Origin of the sequence: Actinomadura macrotermitis, assembly GCF_009604375.1 — a bacterium.
Taxonomy (GTDB): domain Bacteria; phylum Actinomycetota; class Actinomycetes; order Streptosporangiales; family Streptosporangiaceae; genus Spirillospora; species Spirillospora macrotermitis.
Genome location: NZ_WEGH01000006.1, coordinates 449312 through 468073, shown reverse-complemented (window position 1 = coordinate 468073; position 18762 = coordinate 449312). Strand labels below are relative to the sequence as shown.

The 18762-nt window shown below is 72.7% G+C and carries 19 protein-coding genes, 1 rRNA gene and 1 pseudogene; 14 read left to right on the top strand and 7 right to left on the bottom strand.

The window, feature by feature from the left end:
* The first annotated feature begins 3 nt into the window (after nt 1–3).
* Together rrf and ACRB68_RS38580 are read left to right on the top strand one after the other, a co-directional pair.
* A 5S ribosomal RNA gene (rrf, locus tag ACRB68_RS38585) occupies nt 4–120 on the top strand.
* Nucleotides 121–782: 662 nt separating this feature from the next.
* Complete coding sequence (locus tag ACRB68_RS38580; RefSeq protein WP_153541640.1) at nt 783–1367, top strand: hypothetical protein; 585 nt, start codon at nt 783–785, stop codon at nt 1365–1367.
* Nucleotides 1368–1575: 208 nt separating this feature from the next.
* On the opposite strand, the gene ACRB68_RS38575 is transcribed toward ACRB68_RS38580, so the two are convergent.
* Entirely contained in the window at nt 1576–2040 is a 465-nt protein-coding gene (locus tag ACRB68_RS38575) for an SRPBCC domain-containing protein (protein WP_153541638.1), read from the bottom strand.
* Between the two features lie 131 nt (nt 2041–2171).
* Here ACRB68_RS38575 and ACRB68_RS42745 point away from each other — a divergent pair, with 131 nt between their 5' ends.
* The 5 genes and pseudogenes from ACRB68_RS42745 to ACRB68_RS38550 all read left to right on the top strand — a co-directional run bounded on the left by ACRB68_RS42745 (nt 2172) and on the right by ACRB68_RS38550 (nt 6172).
* Nucleotides 2172–3320: a sensor histidine kinase gene (locus ACRB68_RS42745; RefSeq protein ID WP_153541636.1), complete on the top strand. Its 1149-nt coding sequence runs from the start codon at nt 2172–2174 to the stop codon at nt 3318–3320.
* Nucleotides 3317–3928: a response regulator transcription factor gene (locus ACRB68_RS38565; RefSeq protein ID WP_328595308.1), complete on the top strand. Its 612-nt coding sequence runs from the start codon at nt 3317–3319 to the stop codon at nt 3926–3928. Before ACRB68_RS42745 ends, ACRB68_RS38565 begins: the two co-directional genes overlap by 4 nt.
* Nucleotides 3929–4608: 680 nt before the next feature.
* Nucleotides 4609–5349 (top strand): HAD family hydrolase, encoded by a 741-nt coding sequence (locus tag ACRB68_RS38560; protein WP_153541634.1) that lies wholly within the window; start codon nt 4609–4611, stop codon nt 5347–5349.
* A 34-nt stretch (nt 5350–5383) separates the two neighbouring features.
* Nucleotides 5384–5716, top strand: a pseudogene (locus tag ACRB68_RS38555) (dihydrofolate reductase family protein); the annotation flags it as partial.
* A 33-nt stretch (nt 5717–5749) separates the two neighbouring features.
* Nucleotides 5750–6172: a hypothetical protein gene (locus ACRB68_RS38550; protein ID WP_153541632.1), complete on the top strand. Its 423-nt coding sequence runs from the start codon at nt 5750–5752 to the stop codon at nt 6170–6172.
* Here ACRB68_RS38550 and ACRB68_RS38545 read toward each other — a convergent pair.
* Nucleotides 6156–7607: an MFS transporter gene (locus ACRB68_RS38545; RefSeq protein ID WP_153541630.1), complete on the bottom strand. Its 1452-nt coding sequence runs from the start codon at nt 7605–7607 to the stop codon at nt 6156–6158. The two genes, ACRB68_RS38550 and ACRB68_RS38545, sit on opposite strands and share 17 nt — an antisense overlap.
* 24 nt (nt 7608–7631) lie before the next feature.
* Between ACRB68_RS38545 and ACRB68_RS38540 the strand changes: the two genes are divergently transcribed.
* The 4 genes from ACRB68_RS38540 to ACRB68_RS38525 all read left to right on the top strand — a co-directional run bounded on the left by ACRB68_RS38540 (nt 7632) and on the right by ACRB68_RS38525 (nt 10548).
* Nucleotides 7632–8063: a MerR family transcriptional regulator gene (locus tag ACRB68_RS38540; protein ID WP_153541627.1), complete on the top strand. Its 432-nt coding sequence runs from the start codon at nt 7632–7634 to the stop codon at nt 8061–8063.
* Nucleotides 8064–8125: 62 nt separating this feature from the next.
* Nucleotides 8126–8926, top strand: coding sequence for an SDR family oxidoreductase (locus tag ACRB68_RS38535; protein ID WP_153541625.1), 801 nt, complete (start codon nt 8126–8128; stop codon nt 8924–8926).
* Nucleotides 8923–9990, top strand: a complete 1068-nt coding sequence (locus ACRB68_RS38530; protein ID WP_153541623.1) for an NAD(P)H-dependent amine dehydrogenase family protein — start codon at nt 8923–8925, stop codon at nt 9988–9990. Before ACRB68_RS38535 ends, ACRB68_RS38530 begins: the two co-directional genes overlap by 4 nt.
* A gap of 99 nt (nt 9991–10089) precedes the next feature.
* Nucleotides 10090–10548, top strand: a complete 459-nt coding sequence (locus ACRB68_RS38525; RefSeq protein WP_207709983.1) for a GNAT family N-acetyltransferase — start codon at nt 10090–10092, stop codon at nt 10546–10548.
* Between the two features lie 43 nt (nt 10549–10591).
* Here the strand turns inward: ACRB68_RS38525 and ACRB68_RS38520 are convergent, their stop codons facing one another.
* From ACRB68_RS38520 to ACRB68_RS38510, 3 genes are all read right to left on the bottom strand, one after another.
* Nucleotides 10592–11815: a lipase family protein gene (locus tag ACRB68_RS38520; RefSeq protein WP_153541621.1), complete on the bottom strand. Its 1224-nt coding sequence runs from the start codon at nt 11813–11815 to the stop codon at nt 10592–10594.
* A 165-nt stretch (nt 11816–11980) separates the two neighbouring features.
* Nucleotides 11981–13543 (bottom strand): lysyl oxidase family protein, encoded by a 1563-nt coding sequence (locus ACRB68_RS42740; RefSeq protein ID WP_207709982.1) that lies wholly within the window; start codon nt 13541–13543, stop codon nt 11981–11983.
* 274 nt (nt 13544–13817) lie between these two features.
* A complete protein-coding gene (locus ACRB68_RS38510; protein ID WP_153541760.1) occupies nt 13818–14480 on the bottom strand; it encodes a helix-turn-helix transcriptional regulator in 663 nt (220 codons plus the stop codon).
* 71 nt (nt 14481–14551) lie between these two features.
* On the opposite strand from ACRB68_RS38510, the gene ACRB68_RS38505 reads away from it, so the two are divergent.
* A complete protein-coding gene (locus ACRB68_RS38505) occupies nt 14552–15388 on the top strand; it encodes an aldo/keto reductase (RefSeq protein ID WP_153541619.1) in 837 nt (278 codons plus the stop codon).
* On the opposite strand, the gene ACRB68_RS38500 is transcribed toward ACRB68_RS38505, so the two are convergent.
* Nucleotides 15372–16076, bottom strand: coding sequence for a maleylpyruvate isomerase family mycothiol-dependent enzyme (locus ACRB68_RS38500; protein ID WP_153541617.1), 705 nt, complete (start codon nt 16074–16076; stop codon nt 15372–15374). The genes ACRB68_RS38505 and ACRB68_RS38500 overlap by 17 nt on opposite strands.
* Nucleotides 16077–16158: 82 nt before the next feature.
* Here ACRB68_RS38500 and ACRB68_RS38495 point away from each other — a divergent pair, with 82 nt between their 5' ends.
* The gene (locus ACRB68_RS38495; RefSeq protein ID WP_194293611.1) at nt 16159–16635 is read left to right on the top strand and encodes a COG4315 family predicted lipoprotein; all 477 of its coding nucleotides are present in this window, start codon (nt 16159–16161) and stop codon (nt 16633–16635) included.
* A 1-nt stretch (nt 16636) separates the two neighbouring features.
* On the opposite strand, the gene ACRB68_RS38490 is transcribed toward ACRB68_RS38495, so the two are convergent.
* Nucleotides 16637–17632 (bottom strand): diacylglycerol/lipid kinase family protein, encoded by a 996-nt coding sequence (locus tag ACRB68_RS38490; protein ID WP_235960899.1) that lies wholly within the window; start codon nt 17630–17632, stop codon nt 16637–16639.
* 134 nt (nt 17633–17766) lie between these two features.
* On the opposite strand from ACRB68_RS38490, the gene ACRB68_RS38485 reads away from it, so the two are divergent.
* The gene (locus tag ACRB68_RS38485) at nt 17767–18759 is read left to right on the top strand and encodes an alpha/beta hydrolase (RefSeq protein ID WP_153541613.1); all 993 of its coding nucleotides are present in this window, start codon (nt 17767–17769) and stop codon (nt 18757–18759) included.
* Nucleotides 18760–18762: the final 3 nt, after the last annotated feature.

Sequence of the window (18762 nt, the reverse complement as noted above, 5' to 3'; positions counted from 1 at the left end):
TCGTTCGGTGGTTTTGGCGAAGGGGAAACACCCGGTCCCATCCCGAACCCGGAAGTTAAGCCCTTCAGCGCCGATGGTACTGCACGGGGGACCGTGTGGGAGAGTAGGACACCGCCGGACTCATATTAAGGAAGGGCCCCGCCATTTGGCGGGGCCCTTTCGCATTCCCCGGCCAACTGGTCTCCAGCAGAACGCGCCAGGCCCACCAGCGAAGCGTGTCCGGGCAGGATGCAGGGCCGCTGCCGTCCGGAAGTCATCGCGTGCGGCGGTGCCTCTGCCGGCCCTTGATGCGATCACGCTGCGGCCTTTCCGCTTCGGGATGTACCGCCTTCGCTCATCCCGCACCAAGGGCCGACTGGCTCGCTCGCCACCGATCCATCGCGTCATCGACTTCCATCAGAAGGCGAGCGGGATACCGGAACGGGAAACGTTTCAGCGCCGGCCGCACGCCCACGGGTAGAGCCGGATCCGGGAGCGTGAGAGGGGGGCGGAGTGACAGCGGCCGCACTGCAGCCGCATTCTGCTCAGTCCGGAGCGGTGGCTTCGCGCTGAAGCGACCCGATATCAGGGGCGGGCACACCGGAACTGCTCATCCGGCTCCTCCCGCCGCTCCAGCACCCCTGCCGCGGCCGACTCTCGATCCTGTCAGTACGGCTTCAGACTCTGATGAGCGTTCCAGACCCCAGTGCCAGGACGGGCGCGTTTCACGGTTCGGTGCGCGCCAGACCGCTCCTCCTTCAGACAGTACAGATGTACGATCATGTCTGCACAAGGAGGTGGACATGGCCAAGGCGGGCGCCTGGATGCTGGCCATTGGGGCGGCTGTGCTGCTGATCTGGCTGGTGGTGGCCAAGGACGCGGAAGAACCCAGGTGCGGTTTCGAACGGATGAAGCCCGGCGACTACTGCTCGAGCAGCAAGTCGGGCCCCAAGAGCTATGAGGAGTCCAAGGGCAACGCGGCGACCGTGGCGTCCGGGATGCTGCTGGTCGGGGGGACCCTTGCGGCGGGCGGCGTGCTCCTGCTGGTCGGCGACCGCGTGAACGACCGCCTGTTCGTCCCGAGGATGCGGGTGCGCAAATGGCGCCAGGCCAGGGCCGCGGCGCGCAGTCCGCAGGCGCGGCTCGTGCGGAAGATCCGCAGTACCAAAGTCCCGGTCGCGGCGCAGGGCTACAGCGCGCGGGAGGTCGACGCCCTCATCGACCGGATCATCGCGGGTCTCGAAGGCAGGGGCCCCGTCGTCCGGGTGAGGGCCTCTTCGGGCGGGATCGTGATCCGCCCCGGCTTCACGATCACCTCGCCCGGCCTCGATATGGCCGCCCTCGACAGGTTCTTTGATGAGCTGGATGACGCGATGGAGCGGTTCTAGCGCTGTGACCGCACGGGTCACCGGGTACGCGAGGCGCACCCGGGCCCGGCACGCGGTGGAGTGCGGCATCGACCGCCTCGAACACCACCGCGCCGTGGCCACTCGGTACGGCAAGCTCGCCGTCCGCTACCAGGCCGTTCTCCACATCGCCTGTATCCACGACCGGCCGGCCTGCCCTTGGAACACACCCTGGGCAGACAGCGGGGTGTCAGGGCTGCGTCGTCCTTTGGGGCGACGTGCGGGTCCGGTTCTCGACGTGCTGTTTGAGCGCCTGGTTGAGAGCCTCGAAATCGGCCTGCGTGCGCGCGATCGTTGAGCCGAGGAGGGGCACCAAGAGGCCGGAAAAGCGTTCGCCCTGTTCCAGGTCGGTGCCCCCGTCGGCGGCGGGGGCGAGCCTGAACCAGTGCTCGCCGTCGAAGACGCCGGGGGCGAGCAGGCGTCCGATCCAGCGCAGCTCCGTTCCGGAGTCGGCGGCCAGCACCTTCGGCTTGAAGGTCATCGGCCTGCCCTGGGCGGGGAACATGCGCAGCGTGAGCCGGGAGCCGACCTCGACCGTCCCGGCGGCCTCGCGGATGAAGGGGTTCCAGGCGGGATAGCCGGCCAGGTCGGTCAGGACTTCCCAGACCCGGTCGGGCGCGGCGTCGACGTGCACGGACGTGGAGATCGTCTTCATGGCGGCAGTATCGTCCGGTCGGCCCGGCCGTGCCCAGTGCGCGGTTCCCGGACCGGACCGTGAGTTTCTCCCGGTTCCGGCCTGTCTGATCTATCCTCTGCTGAGCGAAGTCCCAGGCCGGAGGGGGGCATGTGGCGGACGACGATCCGGTTCCGGGCGATGTGACGGCGGCCCTGCCCGGTCCCCGGTTGGCGCGCGGCATGCTCTTCGCGGTCCTCGGCTCCTTTCTGCTGATCGTGCCGCTGAACGTGGCGGAGAGCGCGCCGCGCACCGGTGGGGCGGTGGCGCCGGTGCTGTCGGGACTGGCCTCGCTGGTGGTGTTCGCCCTGCTGCTGGTGCACTGCTCGCCCCGTGCCCGCCGGCTGTCGGTACGGGCCAGGACGGCGGCGCTGGTCGCCCAGGCCGTGCTGACCTACGCCCCGCTGGTGTGCTTCGGTGCGCGGTGGGGTGGGATGGGCGGGTTCCTGGCCGCCTCACTGCTGCTGGCGCTGCCGCCCCGGCTCGGCTGGTCGCTGTTGGCCGCGGTGTCGGTCAGTGTGGCGGCCAGCAGCGCGCTGGCCGGGCAGAGCCTGCTGGTCATCGCCTACATGGGGCAGTCCACCGCGCTCGTCGGGGTGGTCGTCTACGGGGTGACCCGGCTGGGCGAGGCGGTGACCGCGCTGTCGGCCTCGCGCGCCGAAGCGGCCCGGCTGGCGGTGTCGGAGGAACGCCTGCGGTTCGCCCGCGACCTGCACGACCTGCTCTCCTCCAGCCTGTCGGCGATCACCTTGAAGGCCGAACTCGCGCACAGGTTGACGCGCTCGCACGCCGACCGGGCCGAGGCGGAGGCGCAGGCGGTCGCCGAGCTCTCCCGGCGGGCGCTCGCCGACGTCCGCGAGGTCGCCGCCACCTACCGGGACCTGTCGCTGGCCGACGAGTGCGAGGCGGCCCGCAGCATCCTCGCCGCCGCCGGGATCGAGTCCGGGGTCGCCCTCGGCCTGGACCCGGCCACGATCGGCCGGCGTGTCCAGACCACGCTGGCGATCGTGCTGCGCGAGGGCGTCACCAACGTGGTGCGCCACTCCCGCGCCCGGCGCTGCGACATCGCCCTGACGATGGACGGTGACCGGGTCCGGCTCCAGATCGCCAACGACGGGGCGGCGGCGGACCTCGTTCCCGGCCCGGTCGACGGTAGCGGGCTGCTCAATCTGGGACATCGGCTCGCGTCCGTCGGCGGCGTCCTGCGCACCGAGATCGCCGCCGACGGCCGGTTCGTCCTGACCGCGGCGGCACCGTCGTGAGCGGGACGACGGTACTGCTCGCCGAGGACGTCCACATGATCCGGGGCGCGCTGGTCGCGCTGCTGGAACTGGAACCCGATCTGCGGGTGGTCGCCGACGTCGAACGCGGCGAGGACGTCCTGCCCGCCGCGCTGGAGCACCGGCCGGACGTGGCGGTGCTGGACATCGACCTGCCCGGCGTCGACGGGCTGGCCGCCGCCGTCCAGCTCCACGCCGCCCTGCCCGCGTGCCGCACGCTGATGCTGACCAGCCTCGGCCGCCCCGGAACCCTGCGCCGGGCGCTCGCCGCCGGGGTGCACGGCTACATCCTCAAGGACGCACCGCCGGAGGAGCTGGCCCGCGCGGTGCGCGCCGTGGCCTCCGGCCGCCGCGTCATCGACCCCCAGCTCGCCGCCACGGCCTGGGAGGCGGGGCCCAATCCGCTCACCCCCCGCGAACGCGAGCTTCTGGCTCTGACCGCCGAGGGCGCCCATGCTCGGGAGATCGCCGAACGCCTGCGCCTCGGCCTCGGCACCGTCCGCAACCACCTCGCCAACGCCACCGCCAAGACCGGCGGCCGCAACCGCATCGACGCCATCCGCATCGCCCGCGACAACGGCTGGCTCTGAGAGCCGCACTCTCTGCCCAGGGTGTGTTCCAAGGGCAGGCCGGCTGGTCGTGGATACAGGCGATGTGGAGAACGGCCTGGTAGCGGACGGCGAGCTTGCCGTAGCGAGTGGCCACGGCGCGGTGGCCTTCGAGGCGGTCGATGCCGCACCGGCCGGGTGCGGGCCCCGGCGGCGTGCTGGTGGGCTCGGCACCCGCCGGCGGATGCCGTCGATGAGCCGACGTTCGATCCACCGCGACGCACGACCCGGCCCCTTGGGCGCGAGCAGCAACGGCTCCAGAACCGTCCACTGCGCCTCGGTCAACTGGACACCGAGGGTCAGGACATGGACGGCCGGCTCCTCGTCGGGGATCACCGTCACCAGGATGGCGGCTCCGGGCCGGTACGTCTCTGCGCGGGGGATCTCCTTCCAGGCGGCCGGGGCCGGGACGGCCTCGCTCAGCTCCACGCACCAGGCGTCGTCCGGCAGGGCGTAGTGAAACTGGACGGCGTAATGACGGCCTGCATGGACTCGCAGCTCGGGCCTGTTCGCAGGCTGTCACGGCCGTCGTGCCGGAGATCGGTGAGTGTCCAGCGCAGCGTATGGAGCGCTGTGGGGACGGCGCTGGATGAGCACCTTGAACGAAGGGCTGCGCCATTGCCTTCTGGTGCCGGAGACGGTCACCGCGAAACGATCGTCCTATGACGGATGTGGTCTTCTTCGATCTGGACGGCACCCTGGTCGATCACCGAAGCGCGGTCCTGGAGACGATCGGCCGGATCGTCCAGGCCGCGCCCGACGCGACGGCCCCGCCGCAGGAACTGGTGGCGTTGTGGTGGACGCTGGAGGCGCGCCACATGCGGGAGTATCTGGCCGGGCAATGCTCCTTCGCCGAGCACCATCGGCGCAGGGTCCGCTCCTTCCTGCCCGCACTCGGCGAGCCGGTTCCGGAGAGTCCCCGTCTTCTGGACGCCTGGATCGCTGATCGCTACCTCAGCGCGTTCGAGGAGTCCTGGCGCTGCTATCCCGATGTCCGGCCCTGCCTGGAGGCTTTGCAAGGGCTTCCCCAGGGGCCGCGGCTGGCCGTCCTCACCAACGGGGACCCCGGGCAGCAGCGCGCCAAGCTCGCCCGCTTCGGTCTCCTGGAGTACTTCGACGCCGTCCTGACCCCGGCCGAGCTCGGCGCGGCCAAGCCCGCCGCCTACGCCGCCGCCTGCCGATGGATGGGGACGGAACCCGAGCGGGCGGTCAACGTGGGCGACATGCTGGAAAGCGACGTGAACGCGGCGGCCCGCGCCGGGCTCAGCGGCATCTGGCTGGACCGCGGCATCGACTTCGTCACCGGTGGTCCTTCACCGACGGCGGACGAGACGGTGCTCCGCATCGAACAGCTCACCGACCTCCCCGGCCAACTGGCCGGCTTGCACGGCCTTCGCGGGTGACCTGATGTGGCGCAGCGGCGGAAGACGCGGCCTCACCCCGGTGTTCGTCATGACCCACCACGAGCGCCCTTCGTTCACGCTCTCCGACACCACGTTCCACTTCGTCGGCGGCGATCCGGCCACGGTCCTCGGGCAGGCGCGGGAAGTGGCGCGGGGCAAGGACGTGCGGCTCGGCGGCGGGGTCACCACCATCCGGCGGTTCCTCGACGCGGACCTCGTCGACACCACGCATGTGGCGGTGTCGCCGGTGGAGCTCGGGTCCGGAGTTCGGCTCTGGGAGTCCTCCGAAGAACTCCTGGACCGATTCCAGCTCGAGGTCGTGCCCGGTCCGAGCGGCGTGACGCATCATCTGTTCTGGCGGAAGTGATCCGGGTGTCTTTCGGTAGCGTGGAGGCTGGAGATGGCCACGGTCGTTGTCGGTATCGCCGGGACCCTGCTCGGGGTTCTGGTCAGCGGGGTCGTCCAGCGGCTCCAGGCGGCCCGGGCGCGCGCCTGGCAGCGGGCCGACTCCCTGGCCGACGCCAAGCGGCGCGTCTACACCGAGTATCTGCGGGCCGTCAGCGCGAGCTATGCCCAGGCGATGTCCGGGCAGCGCGAGCGGTCCGAGGACGCCGCCCTCCTGGCCGCCACGGCGGAGATCGAGATCCTGGCGGGCCGCGAGGTCGCCGCCCCGGCCCGGCTGCTCACCGGCACGCTGCTGGACGTGCACGCGCGGATCGCCGGCGCCGGGACGGCCGAGGCGGCGGCCGAGGACGCCGACCGGCGGCGGCGCGAGCTCGTCGACCTGTTCAAAGCCGACCTGGGGATCAGGACCGGGTCGTGACCCGGGCCGGCGGCAGGTGGTCCAGCTCGTCGAACGACGCCGCGGCCCGCGTGGCGGTGTCCTGGGCCCACCGCCCGGTGCTGAGCAGGCCGAGGGCCACGACGCCGAGGCCGAGGCCGAGCACGGTCCACCACACGCCGCGCTCGGCGTGGACGAACGCCGAGCTGCCGTGGGACAGGGCCGAGCCCACGATCGTGCCGGAGATCGCGACGCCCAGGGTGGTGCCGGTCTGCCGGCCGGCGGAGGCCAGCGAGGCGGCCACCCCGGCCATCGAGCGGGGCATCCCGGAGACGGCCGTGTTGGTGATCGGCGGGTTGACGGTGCCGAGGAAGACGCCGAACAGCAGGTAGACCGCGAGCACGGCCGGCAGCGGGGTGGCGGGTGCGAGCCAGAGCGACGCGCCGCCGCCGAGCGCCAGCGCGCTCCCGGCGACCAGCAGCGGCAGCCGGGGGCCGCGCGCGCCGACCAGGCGGCCGGTGCGGGGGGACAGCACCAGGACCAGCGCCCCGACCGGGAGCAGGCACAGCCCGGCCGCCGACGCCGACAGCCCGCGCACGTCCTGCAGGTACTGGGTGGTCATGAACAGGAACGCGCCGAACCCGCACAGGGCGAACAGCGCCATGGCGATCGCCGAGCTGAACGGCACGCTGCGGAACAGGCGCAGCTCCAGCAGCGGGTCGGCGCGGCGCGGCTGGTGGACGAGGACGCCGAGCAGGCCGAGCACGGCCACGGCGAGCAGGGCGAGGATGGCCGGCGACGTCCAGCCGAGCCGCCGGGACTCGATGATGGCGAAGACGACGCCGCCCAGGACCGCGATCATCAGGAGCTGGCCCACCGGGTCGAAGCGGCGCGCCCGGGGGGCGCGGGACTCGGGCACGAACAGCGCGACGCACCCGATCGCGACGGCGACGATCGGCACGTTGACCCAGAAGACGGCGTGCCAGCCGAAGCCGTCGACCAGGACGCCGCCGAGGATCGGGCCGAGCGCCAGCGCCAGGCCGCTCATCGAGCCGAACACGCCGATGGCGCGGGCCCGTTCGGCCGGTTCGGGGAAGGTGGTGGCGACGATGGCCATGGCGACCGGGTTGAGCATCGTGCCGCCGACGGCCTGCAGCGCGCGCGCCGTGATCAGCCAGCCGATGCTCGGCGCGAGGGCGCACAGCAGTGAGCCGAGTCCGAAGACGGTCAGGCCGATCTGGAAGACGCGGCGGCGGCCGATCCGGTCGGCGGTGGACCCGGCGAGCACCAGCAGGCTCGCCAGGACGAGGGTGTAGGCGTCGACCGTCCACTGCAGGCCGGAGAGCGAGGCGTGCAGATCGCGGCGGATCGCGGGCAGGGCGACGTTGACGATGGAGATGTCCATCACCACGACGATGATGCTGGCGCAGCAGATCGCGAGCACCAGGAGGCGGCGGCGGGGGCTGAGTTCGGGCATGTCTGGAACGTTAGGATTTAGAGCATGCTCGAAGTCAAGCGGGAACTGCCCGAGGCGGGGGTGAGCATCGCCGAGGCCGCGCGCCTCACCGGGGTGAGCGCGCACACCCTGCGCTACTACGAACGCGCCGGCCTGGTCGTCACGCCCGTCGGCCGCACCGGCGGCGGCCGGCGCCGCTACCACCGGCTCGACCTGAAGTGGATCACCATCTGCACCAAGCTGCGGGCGACCGGCATGCCCATCCGGGGCATCCGCCGCTACGCCGAGCTCGTCGCGGCGGGCCAGGGCAACGAGGACGAGCGGCTGGAGCTGCTGGAGTCGCATCGCGACCGGGTGCTCGCCGAGATCGCCGCGCTGCAGAAGAACCTGGAGCTCATCGACCACAAGATCGGCGTCTACCGGGGCCGGCTCGCCGCCGGCGACGCCGACCGGCTGTGGGCGCCCGGCACCCCGTAGACCCACCTTATTGAAACCTGTTCTAGCTCCGGTTAGCGTGACGGGGGACAAAAGGAGGCGCCATGATCGGCGATCGGTTCCGGGTCGAGGGCAGGGTCGCGGTGGTCACCGGGGCGGGGCGCGGGATCGGCGCCGCGTCGGCGGTCGCGCTGGCCGAGGCGGGCGCCGACGTCGCGCTCAGCGCGCGCACCGAGTCCCAGTTGGACGAGGTCGCCGAGCGGATCGGCAAGCTCGGGCGGCGCGCGGTGGCGCTGCCCGCCGACCTGTCGGATCCGGACGCCGCCGCGGCGCTCGCGGAGCGGGCCGTGGCCGCGCTCGGCCGCCTCGACATCGTGGTCAACAACGTCGGCGGCGCGCTGCCCCGGGCCTTCCTGGACACCGAACCCGCACATCTTGAGAACGCGTTCCAGTTCAACGTGGGCAACGCCCACGCACTGACCCGCGCGGCCGTCCCGCACCTGCTGGCCGCGGGCGGCGGCGCCGTCGTCAACGTCTCCTCCGTCATGGGCCGGGTCGCCGGCCGCGGCTACCTCGCCTACGGCAGCGCCAAGGCCGCCCTCGCCCACTACACCCGGCTCGCCGCGTTCGACCTGGCGCCCCGGATCCGGGTCAACGCCATCGCCGTCGGCTCGGTCGCCACGTCCGCGCTGGACATCGTCATGTCCGACGACGGGCTGCGCGCCCAGATGGAGGCCGCGACGCCGCTCCACCGCATCGGCGACCCCGAGGACGTCGCCGCCGCCGTCGTCTACCTGGCCTCCCCGGCCGCCGCCTACGTCACCGGCAGCGTGCTGCGCGTCGACGGCGGCACCGACGCCCCGAACCTCGACCTCGGCCTGCCCGACCTGGAGGGACCCCGATGACCTACCGCGTCGTCCAGTGGAGCACCGGCAACGTCGGCCGCCACGCGATCGCCGGGATCGACGCGCACCCGGAGCTGGAGCTGACCGGCGTGTGGGTCTCCAACCCGGCCAAGGCCGGCCGCGACGCCGGCGACCTGGCGGGCCTCGGCCGTGCCCTCGGCGTCGCCGCCACCACCGACGCGGGCGCCCTGCTGGCCACCCGGCCCGACTGCGTCGTCTACACCGCGATGGCCGACGTCCGCATCATGGAGGCCTTGGAGGACCTGTGCCGCATCCTGCGGGCGGGGATCGACGTGGTGTCCAGCAGCCCGGTGTTCCTGCAGTTCCCCGACGGGGTCGTCCCCGCCGAGATGGCCGACCCGGTCCGCGCCGCGGCCGCCGAGGGCGGCGCCTCGATCTACGTCAACGGCATCGACCCCGGCTTCGCCAACGACGTCCTCCCGCTGGTCCTCACCGGCATCAGCGAACGCGTCGACCAGGTCCGCTGCCTGGAGATCCTGAACTACGCCACCTACGACCAGCCCACCGTCCTGTTCGACATCATGGGGTTCGGCGGGCCGCTCGACCAGACCCCGATGCTGCTGCAGCCCGGCGTCCTGACGATGGCGTGGGGCAGCGTCGTCCGCCAGCTCGCGGCGGGCCTCGGCGTCGAGCTGGACGAGGTCACCGAGCACCACACCCGGCTGCCCGCCCCCGACACCTTCGCCGTCGCCTCCGGGACGATCGGCAAGGGCACCGCCGCGGCGCTCCGGTTCCAGGTCAGCGGCATGCTGGACGGACGGCCCGTCATCGTGCTGGAGCACGTCACCCGGCTGCGCGACGACCTCGCCCCCGACTGGCCCCAGCCCGCCGGGCGCGGCTGCTACCGCGTCGAGGTGCACGGGGAGCCCGAGTACACGCTCGACCTCCAGCTGCTCGGCACCGACGGGGACCACAACACCGCCGGGCTGAAGGCGACGGCGATGCGGCTGGTCAACGCGATCCCCGCCGTCGTCGCGGCACCGCCGGGGCTCCTCACCACCCTGGACCTGCCGCTGATCCCGGCGCGCGGTCTCCTGCGCTAGCGGGGCTCCCCGTGCGCCGGCGGTGGCCCCGCGCCCGGCCGCCTTGCGGATCTTTGCTTTGATGCTGAACCCTGGTCCCGGCCTCATGAAGGGACAGGCATGATGAGAATCGTTGTGGACGACCTGTCCGGTCCGCGGATCGCCGCGTTCCTCGACGAGCACGTCCGGCAGATGCGGGCCATCACCCCGCTGGAGAGCAAGCACGCCCTCGACCTCGACGGGCTGCGCAGGCCCGAGGTCACCTTCTGGTCGGTCCTGGACGGCGACGAGGTGGCGGGGTGCGGCGCCATCAGGAGGCTGGACGCGGGCCATGCCGAACTGAAGTCGATGCGCACCGCCCCGGAGCGCAAGCGCAGCGGGATCGCCTCTCTGCTGCTGGGGCACATCATCGCCGAGGCCGAGCGCATGGGGTTCGCCCGGTTGAGCCTGGAGACCAGCGCGGCCGACTTCTTCCTGCCCGCCAGGAAGCTGTACGAGAAGTTCGGGTTCGTCTACTGCGAGCCCTTCGCCGACTACCGGCCCGACAGCAACAGCGTGTTCATGACGAGGGAGCTGTAGCGGCGCGCCGCGCAGCCGGCGGGTCCGGCTGCGCGGCCGCGTCCTATGCGCAGGTGTTCTTGGCGGGCTTGCCGGCGTAGCGGTCGCTCAGGAACGTGAGCACGTCGTTGCTCTTGAAGACCATCTCCATGGCGTGCTCGCCGACCCAGGAGCGGGTGGTCTGGACGGTCGCGCCCTTGGCGCACCAGTCCTTGACGAGCCGGTCGGCCTGGCCGACCGGGACGATCTCGTCGGTGTTGGCGTGGTAGTTGAAGACCGGGGTGGCGGGGGCGGCGCCGCCCATGGTGTTGATCTTCAGGACGGCCTTGATCCGCGGCACCGACAGGGGATCGGACACCGTGCTGTACTGCGACAGCTTCTTGAACGCGTAGTTGGTCAGCAGGTCGGTGAGGCACTTGCCGCGGGCGTCGGCGAGGGCCTTGCGGCCGGTGTCGTTGAGCAGGGAGTCGATGTCCATCTCGGGGAACTCGGCGACCAGGCTGGCGGCCGCGGCGGCCTCGAAGCCGGAGAACAGGCCGCCGTCCAGGGAGCGGGCCACGGCCTCGGGGTCGGCCGGGGTGCCGCCCATCGCGGCGCCCTTGAGCGTGACGTCGGGGGCGTAGGCCGGCTGCAGCTGCGCGGCCCAGCCGGTGGCGTTGGCGCCGCCGGAGTAGCCGTTCAGGGTCCAGGGGTTGTCCTTGCCGATGCCGGGCGCGCCGGTGAAGTTCTTCACCGCGCGGATGCCGTCCAGGACGGCGTGCCCGGCCTGCGGCCCGGCCATGAACACCGACTTGGGCCCCTCGTGGTCGGGCAGCGCGAACGCCCAGCCCCGGTCGAGCAGCGACGACGACCAGAGGGCGGACCACCCGGCGATGAGGGTGCCGGAGGACAGGCCGTAGGAGGGCGCGCACTGGGTGCCGGTGGAGTCCTCGGGGGCCTGCACCGAGACGACCGGTCGCGGGCCGGTGCCCGTCCAGGCCTTGCGCGGCACGACCAGGCTCGTGACGTCCAGCTGCGGCGCCAGGTGGGAGTCGTTGCTGCGGTAGGAGATCTGCCAGACGTCGGCCTTGCCGTCCAGGTCGCCGGCCTTCGGGGTGATCTTCCTGCTGGCGACGATCGCGCCGGGCGGGTAGGTGCCGATGTTCGCGGGCGCGGCGTAGAACGGGTCCTGGTCGGGCGGCACGGACCCGGCGGGCGGGCCGTCGGCGCGGGCGGGCGCGGCGAGCGCCGTCAGCGCGAGCGCGGCGGCCAGCGGCAGCGCCGCGGCTCTTCTTGGGGCAGGACGCATGGGATGCTCCGGGGGCGGTGGGGGAACGACACACCGCACTGTTCACGTCCGCGCGGGCCCGTAATAGTGCCTGAACTACAGAACCGGCGCCAGTGCCCTATAAGCGGGCACTGACGCCGGGGGCGCGCGGCACGCCCCGACCGGCGTGCCGCGCACGTCAGCGGGTCACCAGCGCGGACCCGGCTGCTCCTTGACGAGGCCGACCTGCGGCACCGTGACGGTGCGCTTGCCGGTCGTGCCGCCGATGATGATCTTCCGGTACGACTCGTTGTTGTTCACGTTCGACTCGTACAGGCGGCGGACCGGGTTGGCCAGCACCTTGATGTAGTAGGTGCCGTTCTTGATGCCCGCCAGGTCGAACGACTGGCCCGGCAGGTACTGGTCGTAGGTGTCGCCCGAGCCGACGTCCAGGACCTCGCGGATCGACAGCGAGCTCTGGAAGCCGCAGGCGGTGCTGAGGTCGCTGTTGCCCGGCTTCCACTTGGCGTAGGGCACCGTGAAGTCGACGGCGTCGGTGTTGGCCAGGCAGAACGCCTCCTTCTGGCTGCGCACGACCTGCTTCTTGGCCGAGTCCACCAGGCTGTAGTTGGCGAAGTCCAGGAAGTGCCAGTGCACGTGCCCGACGCGCGGGTCCCACTTGAAGTCGCCGGTGCGGGCGTGGCCGACCTCCTTGCCGTTCTGGTCGTAGAAGTACTGGTAGGCGTCCATCAGCTCCTTGCCGGGGCGGCGGAAGCCGTCCACGACCAGGGGCGCGGTGCCGCCGTTCCAGACGTTGGCGGCGAAGGTCAGGTACTCCTTCTTCACCTTGGGCTTCTTGGGGTCCGGCGCGATCTTCTGGACGACGATGTTGAAGGCCGGCAGCGCGCGCAGGTCGGGCTTCGGGCCGTTCGGGACCGCGGACGCGCCGGTCGGCGGCGCGGCGTTCGGCTTGGCCAGCCCCGCCGGGGCGGACTTGGCGAGCGCCTGCCCCTTGCCCTGGGAGCGCAGCCGGTGCGCCAGGTGCCCGGTCGCCGGCGGCAGCTTGGCCTGCGCCCGCTGCTGCGCCGACCGGGTGCCGGGCTGCGCCTGCCGGACGGTGATCTTGACGGTCCTGACCTCGCCGCCGATGCCGAGGGCCTTCTGGTACGGCGCGGTGACCGAGACCTTGGCGGTGTACTTGCCGACCGGCAGCTTGTCGACCTGGCCGCCGTAGTAGTTCGAGTTCGTGTTGACCGCCCAGCCGCCCTCGATGCCCCACACCCCGCCGAGCGTGTAGGGGTTGGTGGGGCAGCCGACCGGATACCGGGACGTCGCCGGCGCCTCGGGGCGGATCCGGCCCGCCTCGTAGGCGTTCGGGCAGAAGTCGGTGGAGCGGTCGATGACCTTCTTGCCCTTGGCGTCGGTGACGGTCGTGTGGATCATCTTGCCGAAGCCGGCGAAGTCGGTGACCAGCCCGGCGGGCAGGGTCCTCTTCTTCACCGCGGCGCCGTCGCGGATGATCTGGGTGGCGACGATCCGGCTGTTGTAGTCCTTGCGGTTCAGCCGGACCTCGAAGGGGGCCTTGTCGGCGGCCAGGTGGACGCCGAGGTCCAGGTAGACCGAGCCCTCGGTGTCGCGCTCCAGCACGATGCTCGGCGAGCCGGTCATCAGGCGGAGCGAGCCGGGCTTGGCCTCGGCCTGGGCGGGCAGCCCGACCATGATGTAGGCGGCCGCGCCGGCCGCGCTGGTCAGGATCAGCGTGTTGCGCACGCCGTTGCGTGTGATGGCGATGACTGCGCCTCCATGTTCCGCGCCGCGTCGTCGCGGCGCGTCCCGGTGGGCGCCCGCGCGTGGCGGGCGGACCCGGGAGCCGTCCGGGGAAGGGGGACGACCACGATGATCATCGTGATCAACACCTACTGACGCTTGGTACTTGTCTGAAGTTCGGCTGTGGTTTCAGGGGAAATTTGCTGAACGTCAGCTGAAAGGGCCATATGGCCAGGTCAGTCCCGGTTCGGCGGCGGAAAAGATTTTTTCGGGCGGGCTAGCCGGTGAGGCCCAGCTCGTGGGCGCGCAGGCCCGCCTGGAAGCGCGAGCCGGCGTCCAGCAGGGTGAGGATCTCGGCGACCCGGCGGCGGTAGGTGCGCAGCGACAGGCCGAGGCGGCGTGCGGCGGTCTCGTCCTTCAGCCCCTCGGCCAGCATCACCAGGATGCGCCGGCTCTCCTCGCCGAGGACGGGCGGCCGCTCGCGGCGGTACTCCGCGAGCGGGGTCGCGGTGTCCCAGGCCGCCCGGTACAGCCCGAGCACGCTGTCGACGACGGCGGGGGAGCGCACGATCGTGTACTCGCGGACGCCCTGGACCGGCGGCCCGGCCAGGATCGCGGCGCGGCGGTCGATGATGATCGTCTCGTGGGGGAGCGGCACCCGGCAGATGCGGATCGCCACGTTGGGCGCGGCCGCGATCCGCAGCAGCTCGCGCTCGGCCTCCTTGCTCGCGAGGGCGGCCGGGGTGAACAGCTTGCGGACCGTCAGGGCGGGGCCGTTGCGGCGCCACTCGGCGATGATCCGCTCGCGGGCGCCGGGCAGCGCCCAGGTGCGCTGGTCGGTGGCGGCGCAGGCGAACTCCTCGCGCGTCCCGGCGAACAGCGGGCCGGCGCGCTCGACCAGCTCGCGTTCACCGCGGAGGGTGACGTTCCGGTCGGTCATCACGGGACCCAGTCTGGCACTTTGCTGCCACGCGCTCGCCCGGCACGGGGCCGGCGGCGACAGTGGAGCCCATGAAGATCGATGAGAGCTGGAAGCTCGGCGGGGACCTGGCGATCCGCCGGATGGGGTTCGGCGCGATGCGGCTGCCGGGACGCGGCCGCGAGAACGGGGAGCGGGTGCTGCGGCGCGCCCTGGAGCTCGGTGTCGACCATGTCGACACGGCCGCGTTCTACTTCCAGGGCGATGTCGCCGCCAACGACATCATCCGGGCGGTCGCCGGGCCGGACGTGGTGATCGCCACCAAGGTCGGGCCGGCCAAGGAGCCGGGCGAGGTGCGGCCGTCCGGGCAGCTCGGCGCCGGCCGGCTGCGCGGCGAGGTGGAGCGCAACCTGCGCGAGCTCGGCCGCGACCGGCTGGACCTGGTGTACCTGCGGCCCGGCGGTGGCATCGAGCCGCCCGCCGGCGAGTCGGTCGCCGAGCGGTTCGAGGTGCTGGCCGGGCTGCGCGAGGAGGGGCTGATCCGGCATCTCGGCCTCAGCCACGTGACCGCCGCGCAGATCGAGGAGGCGCGCGCCATCGCGCCCGTCGTCGCCGTGCAGAACCGGTTCGACGTGACGCAGCCGCAGGACACCGGGCTGCTGGCGCTCTGCGAGCGGGAGGGGATCGCCTACGCGCCCTACTTCCCGCTCGGCGGGTTCGGGATCCCCGAGGACGCGCGGGTGCGCGCCGTCGCGGCCCGGCACGGCGCGACGCCGGCGCAGGTGCTGCTCGCCGGTCTGATGGCGATGTCGCCGGTGGTGCTGGCGATCCCCGGGACGGCGTCGGTGGAGCACGCAGAGGAGAACGTGCGGGCCGGGCGGCTGGAGCTGACCCCGCAGGACCTGGCCGGCCTCACGCCAGGCAGATGAGCGCCTCGCGCAGCTCGCGGGGGAGCGGATGGTCGTCGGGCAGCCGGTTCACGGTGGCGTCGGCGAGCTCGGCCGCCGACAGCTCGGCCACGTCGTCGCCGAGCCGCACCCGGTAGCCGCCGGGCGTCTGCTCGACCTGCACGGGCGCGTCGGCCTCGGCGAGCGCGAAGAGCCCGACCCGCGCCCGCCACGCGGCGCGGCCCGGCTGCTCGCCGGGGTCGACGAGCGCGCCCACGTCGTCGGCGTGCGTGGCGTACTCGGCGCAGTAGTGGAACGCCTGCAGGCCCACCGGGTAGGGGCCGGCCATCGTGGTCAGCGTCGCGTCCGGGCCGAGCGCGCGCATCCGGCGGCGGGTGTCGCCGCTCTCGGCGCGCCACTCGGCGAGCACGTCGTCGACGGGCCGGGTCCGGCGCATCCGCACGCACCAGTCGTTGAAGTCGGCCAGGCCCTTGACGCCCTCCTTCTCCAGCAGCTCGGACAGGCCTTGCAGGTCGTCGTCCAGGCACGCGTGGTTGTACAGCTCCTCGCCCGCCAGATGGCCGAGCACGTCGCGCACCGACCAGCCCGCGCAGCGCGAGGGCCGCTCCCAGTCCGGTGTTTCGAGACCGGCGAAGTGGGCGTCCAGGCGCGCGGCCTCGCTGTCGAGGATGTCGAAGGGGTTCAGCCCGTCCAGCATTGCGGTGTCCATGGCCTATGCCTGCCCCGATCTCCAGGCGTACGAACCGGTACGGGCGGGTAGGCGTGGGATACCGGGGGGTCCGGAGGTCGCGATGAAGAAGCTGTTGGCTGCGGGCGTGGCGGGCCTGGCCGTCCTCGCCGGCTGCGGGAACCCCGATACCGAGAACATGGACACGCCGGGCCGGACCCTCGCCGCCGCGCCCCGGTCGGGCCCGGCGCTGGTCGCCCTCGGCGGGACGGCGAAGGGGCCCGCGCTGGTGGACGGCCTCGGCCGCGCCCTCTACCTGTTCGCCGGGGACGGGGCGAGGCGCTCGTCCTGCGACGGCGACTGTGCCCGGATGTGGCCCCCCTACCTGACCGACGGCCGGCCGGTCGCCGGGGCGGGGGTGCCTGGCGGCCGGGTCGGCAGCGTCGAACGGGCCGGCGGCTTCCAGGCCACCTACGCCGGGCATCCGCTCTACCGGTTCGTCAAGGACCGGTTCCCCGGGGACGCCAACGGGCACGGGCTGCACGACTTCGGCGACCGCTGGTACCTGGTCGGCCTGGACGGGCGGCGCGTCCAGCGCTGAATCAGGTGTCCAGGAAGTCGTCGGGGACGATGACGCGCAGCGCGTTGCCGTGCAGCTTGATCCGCACCGGGGTGCGGCCGCGGATCTCGCCGTCCACGTCCACCGCCATCGGCGGGTCGGTCTCGACGGTGACCTCGCCGGTGGTGAGGAAGGCGTCCTCGCTGAGCGAGCGCCACTGGCCGGTCAGCACGTGCCGGACCGTCGCCCCGGCGAGCCGCAGCCGCCGCTCGTCGCCGAGCCGGTAGACCGCGAGCATCCGGTCGTCGGGGCTGGCGTCGCGGGCGATGCGCTGCCCGCTGTGGTGCGCGCCGTTGGCGATGTTGAGCTGGTGGGTGGCCACCTCCTGGGTCTCGCCGTTCGCGCGGATCACCGCCCGGAACGGCGTGTGCCGGCGCAGCAGCCAGGCGGCGGTGAGGCCGTAGGCGGTGCGGCCGAGGAACCGCTTGAGGTTGTGCGGGACGTGCTCGGCGACCTGCACCGACAGGCCGAGGCTGACCATGTTGGCGAAGATGTGCTCGTCCTCGCCGCCCCCGCCCTGCGGGTCGCCGGTGCTCTCGAACCAGCCGACGTCCACGTCGGCGACCTTGCCCTCGACCAGGTTGCGGACCGCGCCGGGCAGGTCCAGCGGCAGCTCCAGGCTGCGCGCGAAGTTGTTGGTGGTGCCGAGCGGCAGCACGCCGAGCGCGACGTCGCGGTGCGCCAGATGGCTGACGGCCTCGGCGATGGTGCCGTCGCCGCCGCCGACGACGATGAGGTCGGGCTCCAGCGCCAGCACGTCGGCGAACAGTTCGCCGAGCCGGCTCGGGTCGGTCACCGGGCAGACCTTCACGAAGTCCATTCCGGCCTCGCGCAGCAGCCGCCGCGCCTTCGGATAGAGGCGTCGTCCCCGCCGGGACCGTGCGTTGACCACCAGGACGGCGCGGCCGCGGCCCGGCTCCCTGATCGCGGCCTGCAGTTCTGGCTTGCTGCGCATCTCGACCGGTCGTCTCCCCTCCATGGACCGCCACTGTACCGGCGGTGCCGACCGGAACCCCGGCGGCAATATTTTATAAACCGATTACGCTGCGTTGAAACTTCCTGGAAAGTGGGCACATTCCGGTTAGTACGGCGGCGATTGTCCGGGGCGGGAATATGTGGCGACGGGGTCTGCTCGGTGCGGGGATAATCACGGGAGCGGGCTGGCTCCTGGCGACCATCGCGCCCGGAGGGCGGCCCTCCACGGCGCCCGGCGCGGACGACGGCGCGGCCGTCGTCGGGGAGCGCCGCCAAGGCGAGCGCGTCCTCGACCTGGCGGTGCGGTCCCCGGTGCTGCCCGGCCTCGCGCGCGTCCGGCTGCTGCTGCCGCCGGGCTGGTCGCGCGACGCGGGCCGCACCTGGCCGGTGCTGTGGCTGCTGCACGGCGCCGGGGGCGGGTACACCTCCTGGACGGCGCACACCGACGTCGAGGAGCTCACCGCCGGGCACGACGTGATCGTCGTCATGCCGGACGGCGGCCGCTGCGCCGGCTACACCGACTGGTGGAACCAGGGCGCGGGCGGCGAGCCGTGCTGGGAGACCTTCCACCTGACCGAGCTGCGGCAGATCCTGGAGCGCGGCTACGGCGCCGGCACCGCCCGCGCCATCGCCGGGAACGGGATGGGCGGGCTCGGCGCGCTCGCCTACGCCGCCCGGCACCGCGGCGTGTTCCGCGCCGCCGCGTCCTTCAGCGGCCACCCGCACACCCTCCTGCACGACCCGGCCGGGCTGGACGTGGCCGACCTGGTCGAGATCGGCGCCCGGATCGGCCGCCCCGGCGGGGACTGGACCGACGTGTGGGGCGACCCGCGCGAGCAGCGGGTGGTGTGGCGGCAGCACAACCCCTACGACCTGGCCGACCGGCTCGCCGGCGTCCGGCTGTACGTGAGCGCGGGCGACGGCGGGACCGGCCCCTGCGACCCGCGGCCCGGCACCGGCCGCGACGTGGTGGAGGCGCTCGCGCACGCCGGGTCGGCGGAGTTCGCCGGCAAGCTCGCCAAGCTCGGCATCGCGGTGACCACCCACTTCTACCGGGGCACCCACCGCTGGCCGTACTGGCAGCGCGAGCTGCGCGCCGCGCTGCCGCTGCTGCTCGAAGCGATCGGCTGAGGG